This window comes from Streptomyces sp. NPDC027663 (genome assembly GCF_055566415.1).
The window spans coordinates 152,034-165,524 of the sequence record NZ_JBVHSK010000010.1; the positions used below are offsets into that span (position 1 = coordinate 152,034).

Below are 13,491 nucleotides of genomic sequence, written 5' to 3' on the forward strand. Positions count from 1 at the left end.
GGCCGCGGCCGGAAGCCGGCCCGCCGCATCGGCCCGCCCGCCGGCCACCTCCTACGGTTCCGCCGCAAGCACCAGGTCCCGGCACTCCTCCGGCGTCCCCCACGCCGAGCGCAGCGCCCGCGCCTTGGTCAGCCACAGGGACAGGTCGTACTCCGCCGTGTAACCGATCGCGCCGTGCAGATGCAGCGCCGTCCGCGCCGTACCGTACGCCGCCTCGCACGCGGTGAGCTTGGCCGCCGCCACGTCCGCAGGGTGCAGGGAGACCGCCGCCCCGAAGAGCAGCGGGCGGGCGAACTCCAGGGCCGTCTTCGCGTCGGCCAGGCGGTGTTTGACGGCCTGGAAGGAACCTATGGCAACCCCGAACTGGGTGCGCTGCTTCACGTGCGCGACGGTCCGGTCCAGCAGGGCGAGCCCGGCCCCGAGAGCCTGCGCGGCGGTGGCCAGACGCATCCAGGTGAGCGCCTCCTCGTACGGCGGCTCGGGGGTGAGGAGTTCGCCGGCCGGGGCGAGCCGGGTCAGCCGGCGGGCCGGGTCCAGGGAGTGGCGCACCGGGCCGGGGGCCGCCGTGGACAGATACAGGCCCGCGGCGGCCGGGGACAGGCGCACGGCGGCCGCGTCGCCGTCGACGGCGTGACCACAGGGTGCGGCCACGGTCGCCAGGTCGGTGCCGGCCGCGAGCGCGGGCAGGAAGCGTTCGGCCGGCGCCGGTTCGCCGAGGAGTACGGCCGCCCCGACCGTCTCCGCGAGCGGTCCGGGCACCGCATGCCGGCCCAGCTCCACGAACGCCACCGCCAGTTCCACCGGGCGCTGCCCCAGCCCGCCGTGCTTCTCGGGCACCGCGAGCCCGAACACGCCCGCCTCGGCGATCCGGGCCCACAGCGCGCGCCCGCTCGCATGCTGGCCCCGGCTCCAGTCCCGGATCACCGCCGGAGTGGCCGCGGCGGTCAGCATCGCGCCCAGCGAGTCCGCGAAGGCGCGTTGTTCGGCGTCGAGGAGGAAGCGCATCAGCGGCGTCCCTTCGGCAGGCCGAGCAGCCGCTCGGCGACGATGTCCCGCTGGATCTCGTTCGTGCCCGCGTAGATGGGCCCGGCGAGGGAGAAGACGTACCCCTCGGACCAGGCTCCGTCGGCCAGTTCACCCTCCGCGCCGAGCAGGTCGAGTGCCGTTTCGTGCAGGGCGAGGTCCAGCTCGGACCAGAACACCTTGTTCATGCTGGACTCCGGGCCGAGCCGGGCGCCGTCCAGGACCCGGGAGGCGGCGGCGTAGGTGAACAGCTGGTAGGCCCGGGCCGCGATCAGCGCGTCGGCCACCCGGGCACGGGCGTGCTCCGGCGACCCCTGCGCCCGCCACAGGTCCTTGAGCCTGGCGGCGGAGGCGAGGAAGCGGCCCGGGGAGCGCAGGGTGAGACCGCGCTCGTTGCCCGCCGTGGACATCGCGATCCGCCAGCCGTCGCCGGGCGCGCCGATCACGTCCTCGTCCGGGACGAACACGTCGTCCAGGAACAGCTCCGCGAAGGCCGGTCTGCCGTCCAGCCGGCCGATCGGGCGGACGGTGACGCCGGGTGCCCGCAGGTCGAACATCAGATACGTGAGCCCCTGGTGCGGCTTCGCCGCCGCCGGGTCGCTGCGGAACAGGCCGAAGGCCCGGTCCGCGAAGGCCGCCCGCGACGACCACGTCTTCTGCCCGCACAGGCGCCAGCCGCCGTCCGTCCGCACCGCCCGGGAGGTGAGCGCGGCCAGGTCCGAACCCGCCTCCGGCTCCGACCAGGCCTGCGCCCAGACCACCTCGCCGGTGGCCATCGGCGGCAGCACGCGCGCGCGTTGCTCCTCCGTGCCGTGCTCGAGGAGCGTCGGCGCGAGCAGGCTGATGCCGTTCTGCCCGACCCGGCCCGGCGCGCCCGCCGCCCAGTACTCCTCCTCGAACACCAGCCACCTCAGCAGCCCGGCGTCCCGTCCCCCGTACCGCTCCGGCCACGAGACCACCGACCAGCGGTCCGCGGCCAGTTCGGCCTCCCACGCGCGGTGCGTGGCGAAGCCCTCCTCCGTCTCCAGGGACGGCAGCGGCGTGCGCGGGACGTGCGCGTCCAGCCAGGCGCGGGCCTCGGCACGGAACTCCTCGTCGGCCGGAGAGTGGGTCAGGTCCACGGTCGCCGCCTTCCTTCCGCCACCTTCCCTAACAAGTGTTTGGTAGGTTAGCGTGGCCCTATGACAGGCGTCGAGAGCCCGGCCTACGTCCCCGGGCACGGACTGCTCCGGGGCCGCACCGCCGTCATCACCGCGGCGGCCGGCGCCGGCATCGGCGGGGCCACCGCGCGCCGCTTCCTGGAAGAGGGCGCGCGGGTGCTGATCAGCGACGCCCACACGCGCCGGCTGAAGGAGCACGAGGCCGAACTGGCCCGGGAGTTCCCGGGCGCGGTGACGGCGATGCCGTGCGACGTCACCGACGAAACCCAGGTGCAGGCGCTGTTCGAAGCCGCCGTGGCCGCCCACGGAAGGCTGGACGTCGTCGTCAACAACGCCGGCCTCGGAGGAACGTCGGCACTGCTCGACATGACCGACGAGCAGTGGTCCCGGGTCCTGGACGTCACGCTGAACGGCACCTTCCGCTGTACCCGCGCCGCCCTGCGCGCCATGCGCGGGACCGGCGGCGGGGTGATCGTCAACAACGCCTCCGTCGTCGGCTGGCGCGCCCAGGCCGGCCAGGCCCACTACGCCGCCGCCAAAGCCGGCGTGATGGCGCTGACCCGGTGTGCGGCGATCGAGGCCGCCGCCTACGGCGTGCGGGTCAACGCGGTCGCCCCCAGCCTCGCCATGCACCCGCACCTGGCGAAGGTCACCTCCGCCGAGCTGCTCGCCGAACTGACCGAACGCGAGGCCTTCGGGCGGTACGCGCAGCCCTGGGAGGTCGCCAACGTCATCGTCTTCCTCGCCTCCGGCTACTCCTCCTACATGACCGGCGAGGTCGTCGCCGTCAGCAGCCAGCACGCCTGACGAGCGGAGCAGACCACAATGGGTGCGTGCCGACCAAGAAGAAGCCCCAGGTGACCGCGGCAGCGGCCCGGCGCGGTGAACTCCTCCACACCGCTGCCGAGGTCTTCGCCGAGCACGGCTACAACGCCACCACCGTCCGCAGGATCGCCGACCACGCCGGGATGCTCGCCGGCAGCCTCTACTACCACTTCGACTCCAAGGAGTCGATGCTCGAGGAGATCCTGCGGACCTTCCTCGACGAGCTGTGGGACGGCTACGACACCGTCCTCGCCTCCGGACTCGGTCCGCGCCAGACGCTGGAGGCCCTGGTCACCGAGTCCTTCCGGGAGATCGACCGGCACCGCGCCGCCGTCGCCATCTACCAGAAGGAGAGCAGACAGCTCGCCGCCCAGGACCGGTTCGCGTTCCTCGCCGAGTCCCAGCGCCGGTTCGAGAAGGCCTGGCTCAGCACTCTGGAACGCGGGGTCGACGAGGACGTCTTCCGCGCCGACCTGGACGTCCGGCTCACCTACCGGTTCGTCAGGGACACCGTGTGGGTCGCCGCCTCCTGGTACCGGCCCGGCGGACGGCACAGCCCCGAGGAGATCGCCCGCCAGTACCTGTCGATGGTGCTGGACGGAATCGCCGTACGCGACGAGCGCCGCGGCCGAGCAGAACAGAGCGAACGGGAAGAGCACGGATAACCCCCCTTTCAGGCGAGGGAGTCGCCATGGCCGAGGCCTACATAGTCGAAGCGGTCCGCACGCCCGTCGGGCGGCGCGGGGGAGGGCTCGCCGGGGTCCACCCCGCCGACCTGGGCGCGCACGTCCTCAGGGCGCTGGTCGAGCGCTCCGGGATCGACCCGGCCGCCGTCGAGGACGTGGTCCTCGGCTGTCTGGACACGGTGGGGCCGCAGGCCGGGGACATCGCCCGCACCTGCTGGCTGGCCGCCGGCCTGCCCGAGGAGGTGCCGGGCGTGACCGTCGACCGGCAGTGCGGATCCTCCCAGCAGGCCGTGCACTTCGCCGCGCAGGCCGTGCTCTCCGGCACCCAGGACCTGGTCGTCGCCGGCGGGGTGCAGAACATGTCCCAGGTCCCCATCGCCTTCGCCTCCCGGCAGGCCGCCGTCCCCCTCGGCCTGACCGACGGCCCCTTCCTCGGCAGCACCGGCTGGCGCGCCCGCTACGGCGACCGGCCCGTCAACCAGTTCGCCGGCGCCGAGACGATCGCCGCACAGTGGGGCATCGGCCGCGAGGAACAGGAGGAGTTCGCCCTGCGCTCGCACCGGCGCGCGATCTGGGCGATCGACACCGGACGCTTCGACCGCGAGACCGTCCCCTACGACGAGGTCACGGTGGACGAGGGTCCGCGCCGGGACACCTCCGCGGAGAAGATGGCCGCGCTGCGGCCCGTACTCGACGGCGGCACCATCACCGCCGCCTGCTCCTCGCAGGTCTCCGACGGGGCAGCGGCCCTGCTCCTCGCCTCCGAGCGGGCGGTACAGGACCACGGGCTACGCCCCCGCGCCCGCGTCCACCACCTCTCCGCGCGCGGAGAGGACCCCATCCGCATGCTCTCCGCGCCCATCCCGGCCACCGCCCACGCCCTGAAGAAGACCGGCCTGTCCCTCGACGACATCGACCTCGTCGAGATCAACGAGGCGTTCGCACCGGTCGTCCTCGCCTGGCTGAAGGAGACCGGCGCCGACCCCGGCAAGGTCAACGTCAACGGCGGTGCTATCGCCCTCGGCCACCCGCTCGGCGCGACCGGCGCCCGCCTGATGACCACCCTGCTGCACGAACTGGAGCGCACCGGCGGCCGGTACGGCCTGCAGACCATGTGCGAGGGCGGCGGCCAGGCCAACGTGACCGTCATCGAACGGCTGTGACCGAGGCGGCGCTCACCGAACGGCTGTGACCGAGGCGGCGAGCGCCACCACCCCTGCCCAAGGCGGCGGTCACCGAGGGCCGGTGACGAGGGCGGCGGTCAGCGAACCGCTCCGAGTCCCGTCGGTCACCGAAGGGCGTTGGCGAGGGCGGCGGTCACCGCACCGCTCCGAGTCCCGTCGGTCACCGAAGGGCGGTGGCGAGGGCGGCGGTCACCGCATCGCTCCGAGATCCGTCAGGCCGGTCAGCACCTCCTCCGCCTCCTTCATGATCCGCTCCACCAGCTCCGCGCACGACGGCAGGTCGTCGATCACCCCGGCGACCTGCCCGGCCGCCATCACCCCGAGGTCCGTACGGCCGTCCACCATCGCCGACTTCAGCAGCATCGGTGTGTTCGCGGCGAGCAGGACCTGACTCCAGGACAGTTCCTTGCCGTGCCGGAGGGCGAGGCCGTCGCGGACCAGCTGCCGCCAGGTGAGCCCCGACAGCCGCCGGAAGCCCGCCGCCCGCCGCACCGCGTGAGCGAAGGCACGTGTCCGGCCCGACCGCTCCAGGGTGTCCACCAGGTCCGTGCGCAGCATCCGGTGCGGCAGGCCGTCCACCGCCCGGGTCACCGTGACGTCCCGGACCGTCGCCGCCAGATATCTGGCCTTCACCGCGTCCGGCACCGTCGAGTCGGAGGTGAGCAGGAACCGCGTGCCCATCGCCACCCCGGCCGCCCCGTACGCCAGCGCCGCCACCAGACCCCGCCCGTCGCGGAAGCCGCCCGCCGCCACGACCGGTATCCGCACCGCGTCCACCACCTGCGGCAGCAGTACGCTCGTCGCCACCTCTCCGGTGTGCCCGCCGCCCTCGCCACCCTGCACGAGCACCGCGTCCGCGCCCCAGGCCGCCACCTTTTCGGCGTGCCGCCGGGCGCCGACGGACGGGATCACCACCACCCCCGCCGACTTCAGCTCGGCGATCAGCGCGGCGGAAGGTGCCAGGGCGAAGGACGCCACCCGGACGCCCTCCTCCACCAGGATCCGCACCCGGTCCGCCGCGTCGCCCGCGTCCGCCCGCAGGTTCACCCCGAACGGTGCGTCCGTCCGCGACCGCACCTCCCGTATCGCGTCGCGCAGCAGGTCGAGCGGCATCGTCGCGGAGGCCAGGATGCCGAGGGCGCCCGCGTTAGCCGCCGCCGAGACCAGTCGCGGCCCGGCCACCCAGCCCATCCCGGTCTGCACGACCGGATGACGGACCCCGACCAGCCGGGTGAGTGCGGTCTCCATCAGTCGCGCACCCCCTCCGGCACCTCGCGCATGCGCGTGCCGTCCGGATCCAGCACGGTACGGATCAGCCGCAGCTCCTCCGCCTCCGGTTCCCGGGTGCACGGAACCTCGTCCGGCACCGCCGGCGCGAACCCCGTCGCCTCCCGCACCTGCTCCACGCTCACTCCGGGATGCACCGAGACCAGCCGCATCGAGTGGTCCGGCGTGGCGAAGTCGAATACGCCGAGGTCGGAGACGACCCGGGCGATGCGGTGGAAGCGGGCCGTCTGCCCGAGGGCCGCCGCCCGGTCGTACCCCACCCCGCACACCATGTCGACCCGCTCCACGAACACCCGCCGGGAATGCCGCGGGACCCAGTAACTCGTCGGGTTGTTCAGCGTGTTCAGTGGCGCGCCGCGCACCCCCAGCAGCTGCCTGCGGGGGCGGGACCAGTCGCCGATGCAGGAGATGTTCTGGTTGCCGTACCGGTCGAGCTGGCTCGCGCCCATCATCACGTGCCGGCGCCCGCCCGCCACCAGTGCCAGGTGCTGCCGGTAGGGCAGCCAGCCCTCCGGGGTGCCGTCCGGGCGGACGAGCAGGGCTTCGCCGTCGGTCAGCAGCAGATCCGGTGCGAACGTGAGCCGGGCCAGCCGGGCGCCCAGTGAAGGGATCAGCCCCATCGGACTGGCCAGGATTTCCCCGGCGCCACGCCAGGCCTCGGCGCACGCGATCACGCAGTACTCGGCGCGGGTCACCGCCGTCCTCGCCGTACTCATCCCTCCCGCTCCTTCCGCCACCGCCGCACCGCCTCCCCGTACGCCGCCTCGTCCATGCCGGTGAACCGCTCGGCGAACTCGGGCCACGGGGTGGCGGCGTACCACCGCTGGAACTCCTCGTCCCTGCCGTACTCCGGTGCGCAGGACGTGAAGTGCGCGCCGTTCGGCGCCTCCACCACCCCAGTCACCGCGAGCCGCTTGAGGAGCAGCGACTGCGGGGGCGCCTCCTTGGTCAGGTCGGCCGTGTCCACGATCCGCTCGCAGGAGACGTAGGCCGTGTCCGCCGCTTCGCAGAACAGGTCGTCGAAGTACGGGTCGGGGCCCAGACACTGGCCGTTGCCCAGCCGGTCGGCGCGGTTGACGTGCACCAGGGCGGCGTCCATCCGCAGGGCCGGCATGGCCACCAGCGTCTCCCCGTCCGCGTACGGCGACGTCACCGTCCGCAGCTGCGGGTTGACCCGCATGACGTCCGAGCCGGCCCCCGCGCGCACCGGCAGGAACGGCAGCCGGTGCGCCGCCGCCTGCAGTCCCCACAGCAGCATCCCCTCGTCCACCTCGGTGAGTTCGAAGCCGCCGCGCTCGCGCGCCGCCCGGTAGTGCGGCTCCAGCGGAACGGAGTCGAGGGTGACGAAGGCCGTGACCAGCTTGCGGATCCGGCCGGCGGCGGCCAGCATGCCGACGTCCGGACCGCCGCAGGAGACGACGGTGAGATCACCGATCCCGGACCGCAGCAGCGCCCGGACCAGCGCCATCGGCTTGCGCCGGGAACCCCAGCCGCCGATGCCGAGGGTCATCCCGCTCGACAGCCGGGAGACGACCTCCTCGGCGGTCATCGTCTTGTCGCCCATCTACGCACCCTCCTTCCCGAACGTGTCGCGGACCCGGCCGGCCAGTCCGCTGAGGTTGGCCTCGAAGGTGAAGCCCTGCTCGAAGCGGTAGCTGCGGCGCACGTCGACCGGATCGATGCCGTTGATGGCGGACTTGGCCATCCGCAGCAGCCGGCCGTCCTTGGCGGCTATCTCCCGGGCCAGCTCCAGCGCCGCCGCCCGCAGTTCCTCGGGCGGCACCACGCGCCAGACCGAGCCGTGCCGGTGCAGCTCGGCGGCGCTCGCCGTGCGCCCCGTGTAGTACAGGGCGCGCATCAGATGCTGCGGGACCAGCCGGGCCAGATGCGTCGCCGCGCCCAGCGCACCCCGGTCCAGCTCGGGCAGTCCGAAGGCGGCGTCCTCGCTCGCCACGATCGCGTCCGCGTTGCCCGCCAGGCCGATCCCCCCGCCCAGGCAGAACCCGTGCACCGCCGCGACGACCGGCGTCTCGCACTCGTACACCGCCGCGAAGGCCTCCGCGCAGCCGTGGTTGGCACCGATCAGGGCCTGCTGGCCGGCCGCCTGTATCTCCTTGATGTCCACGCCCGCGTTGAACCCGCGTCCCTCGGCGGCCAGCACGACGCACCGGACCTCCGGATCGCCGCCCGCCGCCCGCACCGCCCGGGCCAGCGCGAACCATCCGGCCACCGGCAGCGCGTTGACCGGCGGGAAGTCGACCGTGACCAACGAAATCCCCTTTACCGGGGACGAGGTGGAGACACCCATGGGGACATCAGCTACCTTCGCACTCAACGCCTTTCCACCAAACATTTGTTAGGTGTGACGGCTTCGACGCTAGCAGTCGGTGCAGACAAGCGGGAGGCCCTGTGGACAACTCACTGCGCGGCAGCACCGTCATCGTCACCGGTGGCACCAGAGGGGTCGGCGCCGGCATCGCACGGGCCTTCGCCGCGGCCGGCGCCGACGTTCTGGTGTGCGCCCGCAGACCGCCCGAACAGCCCTTGGACGGCGTGGAGTTCGCCCCGCTCGATCTGCGCGACCCGCCCGCCGTCCGCGCCTTCTTCGCCGCGCTGCCCCGGCTCGACGTGCTCGTCAACAACGCCGGCGGCACGCCGTACCGGAGACTGGCCGACGCCGACGCCGAACGGCACGCCCGGGTCGTCGAGCTGAACCTGATCGCCCCGCTGACCGCCTCCCTCGCCGCCTACGAGCACCTCAGGCGCAGCAGGGGCTCCATCGTGATGGTCGGCAGCGTCAGCGGCGCCCGTCCCTCGCCCGGCTCGGCCGCCTACGGCGCCGCCAAGGCCGGACTGGCGAACCTGGCCGCCTCCATGGCCGTCGAGTGGGCGCCGGAGGTCCGCGTCAACACGCTGGTGGTCGGCATGGTCCGCACCGAACTCTCCGCTCTGCACTACGGCGGCCCGGACGGCATCGCCGCCGTCGCCCGTACCGTCCCGCTCGGCCGGCTGGCCGACCCGGCCGACGTCGGCTCCGCCGCGGTCTTCCTCGCCTCCGATGCCGCCGGCTACATCAGCGGGGCGAACCTGCACGTACACGGCGGCGGCGAACGCCCCGCTTTCCTGGACGCCGCGACCACCGGACCCGAGGCCCCGGACGCCCCGACTGCCGACAAGGAGAGCTGAGATGAGCGGAATCTGCGCAGACCGGGTCGTGGTCGTCACCGGAGCCGGCCGCGGCCTCGGCCGCGCGCACGCGCTGGCCTTCGCGGCCGAGGGCGCCCGGGTCGTCGTCAACGACCTCGGCGTCGGACCGGACGGAGCGCCGGGTGCGGAGAGTCCGGCGGACGCCGTCGTGACGGAGATCCGCGCCGCGGGCGGCGAGGCGGTCGCACACGCCGGAGACATCGCCGCGACCGACGGCGCCGCCTCCCTCGTCCGGACCGCCGTCGAGACGTACGGCCGCCTCGACACCCTGGTGAACAACGCCGGTTTCCTGCGCGACCGCATGCTGGTCAACCTCGACGAGGACGACTGGGACGCCGTGATGCGCGTCCACCTCAAGGGCCACTTCCTGCCGTTGAAACACGCCGCCGCGCACTGGCGGGCCGAGGCCAAGGCCGGGCGTACCCCGGTGGCCCGAGTCGTGAACACCAGCAGCGGAGCCGGTCTCCTGGGCTCGGTCGGGCAGGGCAACTACAGCGCCGCCAAGGCCGGGATCGTCGGGCTGACCCTGGTCGCCGCGGCCGAACTGGCCCGCTACGGGGTCCAGGTCAACGCCGTGGCACCGGCCGCCCGCACCCGCATGACGGAACGTGCCTTCGCCGCGGCCATGGCCGCCCCGGCCACCGGTTTCGACGCGATGGCGCCCGAGAACGTCTCCCCGCTCGTGGTCTGGCTCGGCTCGGCCGTGAGCGCGGGCGTGACCGGGCGGGTGTTCGAAGCGGAGGGCGGCCGGATCACGGTGATGGAGGGCTGGCGGCCGGGCCCCACCGCGGACAAGCAAGCCCGCTGGACACCGGCGGAGGCGGGGGAGGCGGCACGGAAACTGCTGACGGACGCCGAACCGCCGGGCTCGGTGTACGGGGCGTGACGCAGTCCTGCGCCAGGAGAGGCACCTGTCCCGTGTCGGGAGTGTCCGCAGTCTCGCGCCCAGATGGGCACCTGTCCGGTGTCCGGGGTGTGAGGCCGTCCTGCGCCCAGGCGCACCTGCCCGGTGGCCGGGACGCGGCGCACGGCGTCGCGCCCCAGTGAAGGTCCGCCCGCCTACGACGCCGACAGGCGGGCCGCGGCCGCGCGCTGCCGCTCGCTCATGACGGACAGGAAGCGGACCGCCGTCCGCAGCTCCTCCGTGCTGAACTCCTCGCACGCCTCGACGATGTCCCGGGCCCAGTCCTCGAAGAATCCGGCCAGCTCGGCGAGCTTCTCCTGGTTCAGCTCGACCAGCACCCGGCGCTTGTCCGTCGGGTGCTTGACCCTGCGCACGAAGCCCTTGGCCTCCAGGCGATCCAGCAGGCCGGTGACGGAGGCGGGGGCGAGTCCGGTCAGCTCGGCGAGGTCCTTGGCGGTGAGCGGTCCCTCCCGCTGGAGGTAGTCGAGGGTCTTCTCCTCCGTCGCGTTGAGTCCCTGCTTCGCGGCGACGGCCGAGTGGAACATCACCGTCACACCGCTGTGGGCCCTTCCCACCGCCATGAGCTGCTGCAGCACCTCGGCCCGTGCCGTCTCGTCCGGCTTCTCGTCTCCCTCGGTCATGGCCCCAGGCTAGCAAATATTTCGTTCGCCCGAACTAAGGACTTGCGGGGAGTGGTGCGGAGTGCAAGTCTTTCGTTAGGTCGAACGAAATAAATCCGAATCCAGGGGGAGACCCATGTCCACGACCGCCACCACCCACCCGCCGGCCCAGGCGCAACCCCATCCGCGCCGCTGGGCCGCCGCCGTCGTCATGATGATCGCGGCCCTGATGGACCTGCTGGACGTCACGATCGTCAACGTGGCGCTCCCCTCCATCAGCCGGGACCTGCACGCCTCCGCGAGCGACCTGCAATGGGTCGTCTCCGCCTATCTGCTCGGCTTCGCCGCGGCCCTGATCGTCTCCGGCCACCTCGGCGACCGCATCGGCCGGCGCACCCTCTTCCTCGCCGGTACAGCGGGCTTCGGGCTGGCCGGCCTTGCGTGCGGCACAGCCCAGTCGCCCGGGCAGCTGATCGCCGCCCGAGCCGTCCAGGGCGTTCTCGCGGCCGTGCTCGTACCGCAGGTGATCGGATCGTTCCGGACCTTGTTCCAGGGCAAGGAGCGCGGGGCCGCGTTCGGGATGTACGGCGCCGTCGCGGGGTTCGCCTCGGCTGTCGGGCTGCTGCTCGGCGGGGTGCTCACCGACGCCGACCTGTTCGGCTGGGGCTGGCGCTCGGTGTTCCTGGTGAACGTGCCGGTGGCGCTCGCCGCCTTCGTCGGCGGCCTGCTGCTGGTGCCGACCACGCGGGAACGGTCGGCGGGCCGGCCCGACGTCCTCGGCAGTGTGATCCTGGCCGGCGGGCTGGTCGCGGTCGTGCTGCCGCTGGTGCAGGGCCGGGAGAACGGCTGGCCGCTGTGGGGGTGGATCTGCCTCGCGGGGGGCGCGGTGGCGGTGGCAGGGCTCGGCGTGTACGAGGCGCGGCGGCACCGGCCGGGGATCGTCCCGCTGCTGCCCGCGCGCGCGTTCCGTCTGCCCGCGTTCTCCGTGGGAGTGGTCGTACAGCTGCTCTTCTCCGTCGGTATGCAGGGCTTCTTCCTGGTGTTCGCGGTGTGGCTGCAGGGCGGCGAGGGGTACACGCCGATGCAGGCCGGACTGGTCACGGTCGCCTTCTCGGCCGGCGGCTTCCTGACCGCGCCCGTCTCGGACGGGCTTGCCGTGAAGTACGGGCGGCTGGTGCTCGGCGCGGGCGCGCTGCTGATGGCCGGCGGCTTCGCGTGGGTGTGGGCCGTGGTCGAGGGTGCGCCGGCCGCGCATGCGGGGGCGTGGCCGCTGGTGCCGGGGCTGTTGACCGCCGGGGCGGGGCTGGGCTTCCTGGTGGTGCCGCTGGTGAACGTGGTGCTGTCGGCGGTGCCGGGGGAGTCGGCCGGAGGAGCGTCCGGGATCTTCTCCACGGCTCAGCAGTTCGGGGGTGCGCTGGGGGCGGCGGTGATCGGCACCGTGTTCTTCGGGGCCGTGGGGAAGGGGTTCACCGGGGCGCTTTCCGAGGCGATGCCGTGGGTGGTCGGGGCGTTCGTGGTGTGCGGGGTGTTGTGCGCGGCGTTGCCTCGGCGGGCGGTGCCGACCCACGACGGCTGATCCCCTGCACCACCCGAGGGCTCCGCCGCCGGACCCCGCTCGCCCACCCGGCTCGGTCGGCAGGAAAGGGGCGTAGCCGGGGTCAGGTGTCGCACTCCAGTACCGTCCGGCACAACCCGCACCGCGCGCGGACGCGCCCCCGTACCGGTACCCGGATCCGCTGATGGCAGGTCGGACAGGGGAAGGAGACGCGGAGGTGGCCGGCCGGGTCGGAGGTGAAGGCGTAAAGGGCGCCCGGCGGTACTCCGGGCGCATGCCGGCGGTCGTGGGCGTAGCGGCGGCGGCCCGCCCAGCCGGCCCCGGTGAGCGGCGGCTGCTGCCCGTCCCGGCGGGCCAGGGCCATGCCCTTGCCGTACGCGGTGTAGGCCTGCGGGCTGGTGAACCACACGGACGGGTCCTCGTGGAAGAGCAGGGCACGCTTGCCGAGGACGTAACCGAACTCCTCGGGGGTGAGATAGCCGAGCTTCTGCGAGGAGACGCCGTCCTCCCGGTAGGCGTCCAGCAGCAGCCAGCCCGCGCCCAGATAGGCCGTCACCGTGTCCGTGAGGATCTCGTTCTCGGCCGTGGTGGGGAAGGCGAGGTCCAGCCGGTGCAGATAGACGTGTGCCACCTCATGTGCGAGTGCCGCGCCGATGTCCCTGCGATGGGTGCGGAACCGTTCGTTCAGCTCGACGAAGTACTCGGGACCGGCCGCCAGTTCGACGTTCGCCGCGTGGGTCATCTCCCGGAAGCCGACGATCAGCCGCGCGTCCGGCAGCCGGAAGTGCCGCACGATCTCCCGGGCCACGCGCTGCGCGCCCAGATGCAGGTCGTCGGTGTCGCAGAAGGCCACGTCGGCGGGGGCCACGCTGGCCGAGAACGTCCGGACGGTGTCGGGGGACAGGCGCCGGTACAGCGCGGTGACGGCGGCCCGCACCGTCTCCAGGTGCGGGTAGCCGTGCTCGACCGGTCCGCCGTTCGCCACGTCCGCACCCCCAAAGACGCCGGAACTCCTCTCCACTGTAGGCGGGGAGGGCCCC

Annotated in this window: 14 protein-coding genes; 6 read left to right on the top strand and 8 right to left on the bottom strand. The window is 73.3% G+C overall.

Annotated elements, in window-relative coordinates:
• Positions 1–51 precede the first annotated feature (51 nt).
• Both ACZ4SF_RS25340 and ACZ4SF_RS25345 read right to left on the bottom strand, forming a co-directional pair.
• Entirely contained in the window at positions 52–1,005 is a 954-nt protein-coding gene (locus ACZ4SF_RS25340; RefSeq protein ID WP_468388344.1) for an acyl-CoA dehydrogenase family protein, read from the bottom strand.
• Positions 1,005–2,144: an acyl-CoA dehydrogenase family protein gene (locus ACZ4SF_RS25345; RefSeq protein ID WP_468388346.1), complete on the bottom strand. Its 1,140-nt coding sequence runs from the start codon at positions 2,142–2,144 to the stop codon at positions 1,005–1,007. Before ACZ4SF_RS25345 ends, ACZ4SF_RS25340 begins: the two co-directional genes overlap by 1 nt.
• 60 nt (positions 2,145–2,204) lie before the next feature.
• On the opposite strand from ACZ4SF_RS25345, the gene ACZ4SF_RS25350 reads away from it, so the two are divergent.
• From ACZ4SF_RS25350 to ACZ4SF_RS25360, 3 genes are read left to right on the top strand one after another with little or no spacing between them, the layout of a single operon-like run.
• Positions 2,205–2,990, top strand: coding sequence for an SDR family oxidoreductase (locus ACZ4SF_RS25350; RefSeq protein WP_468388348.1), 786 nt, complete (start codon positions 2,205–2,207; stop codon positions 2,988–2,990).
• 26 nt (positions 2,991–3,016) lie between these two features.
• Entirely contained in the window at positions 3,017–3,673 is a 657-nt protein-coding gene (locus ACZ4SF_RS25355; RefSeq protein ID WP_468388350.1) for a TetR/AcrR family transcriptional regulator, read from the top strand.
• Between the two features lie 26 nt (positions 3,674–3,699).
• Positions 3,700–4,857, top strand: a complete 1,158-nt coding sequence (locus tag ACZ4SF_RS25360) for an acetyl-CoA C-acetyltransferase (protein WP_468388352.1) — start codon at positions 3,700–3,702, stop codon at positions 4,855–4,857.
• A 210-nt stretch (positions 4,858–5,067) separates the two neighbouring features.
• On the opposite strand, the gene ACZ4SF_RS25365 is transcribed toward ACZ4SF_RS25360, so the two are convergent.
• From ACZ4SF_RS25365 to ACZ4SF_RS25380, 4 genes are read right to left on the bottom strand one after another with little or no spacing between them, the layout of a single operon-like run.
• Positions 5,068–6,126: an NAD(P)H-dependent flavin oxidoreductase gene (locus ACZ4SF_RS25365; protein ID WP_468388354.1), complete on the bottom strand. Its 1,059-nt coding sequence runs from the start codon at positions 6,124–6,126 to the stop codon at positions 5,068–5,070.
• On the bottom strand, positions 6,126–6,881 hold the full coding sequence (locus ACZ4SF_RS25370; protein ID WP_468388356.1) for a CoA-transferase subunit beta: 756 nt from the start codon (positions 6,879–6,881) through the stop codon (positions 6,126–6,128). Before ACZ4SF_RS25370 ends, ACZ4SF_RS25365 begins: the two co-directional genes overlap by 1 nt.
• Complete coding sequence (locus tag ACZ4SF_RS25375) at positions 6,878–7,729, bottom strand: CoA transferase subunit A (RefSeq protein ID WP_468388358.1); 852 nt, start codon at positions 7,727–7,729, stop codon at positions 6,878–6,880. The genes ACZ4SF_RS25370 and ACZ4SF_RS25375 overlap by 4 nt, the downstream gene beginning before the upstream one ends.
• Positions 7,730–8,473 (bottom strand): enoyl-CoA hydratase family protein, encoded by a 744-nt coding sequence (locus ACZ4SF_RS25380; protein WP_468388360.1) that lies wholly within the window; start codon positions 8,471–8,473, stop codon positions 7,730–7,732.
• Between the two features lie 101 nt (positions 8,474–8,574).
• On the opposite strand from ACZ4SF_RS25380, the gene ACZ4SF_RS25385 reads away from it, so the two are divergent.
• Together ACZ4SF_RS25385 and ACZ4SF_RS25390 are read left to right on the top strand one after the other, a co-directional pair.
• The gene (locus tag ACZ4SF_RS25385) at positions 8,575–9,351 is read left to right on the top strand and encodes an SDR family oxidoreductase (RefSeq protein ID WP_468388361.1); all 777 of its coding nucleotides are present in this window, start codon (positions 8,575–8,577) and stop codon (positions 9,349–9,351) included.
• A 1-nt stretch (position 9,352) separates the two neighbouring features.
• On the top strand, positions 9,353–10,258 hold the full coding sequence (locus tag ACZ4SF_RS25390) for an SDR family oxidoreductase (protein ID WP_468388363.1): 906 nt from the start codon (positions 9,353–9,355) through the stop codon (positions 10,256–10,258).
• 173 nt (positions 10,259–10,431) lie between these two features.
• Here ACZ4SF_RS25390 and ACZ4SF_RS25395 read toward each other — a convergent pair whose 3' ends face one another.
• A complete protein-coding gene (locus ACZ4SF_RS25395; protein ID WP_468388365.1) occupies positions 10,432–10,917 on the bottom strand; it encodes a MarR family winged helix-turn-helix transcriptional regulator in 486 nt (161 codons plus the stop codon).
• 115 nt (positions 10,918–11,032) lie between these two features.
• Here ACZ4SF_RS25395 and ACZ4SF_RS25400 point away from each other — a divergent pair, with 115 nt between their 5' ends.
• The gene (locus ACZ4SF_RS25400) at positions 11,033–12,472 is read left to right on the top strand and encodes an MFS transporter (protein ID WP_468388367.1); all 1,440 of its coding nucleotides are present in this window, start codon (positions 11,033–11,035) and stop codon (positions 12,470–12,472) included.
• A gap of 82 nt (positions 12,473–12,554) precedes the next feature.
• On the opposite strand, the gene ACZ4SF_RS25405 is transcribed toward ACZ4SF_RS25400, so the two are convergent.
• Complete coding sequence (locus ACZ4SF_RS25405) at positions 12,555–13,436, bottom strand: hypothetical protein (RefSeq protein ID WP_468388369.1); 882 nt, start codon at positions 13,434–13,436, stop codon at positions 12,555–12,557.
• Between the last annotated feature and the right edge of the window lie 55 nt (positions 13,437–13,491).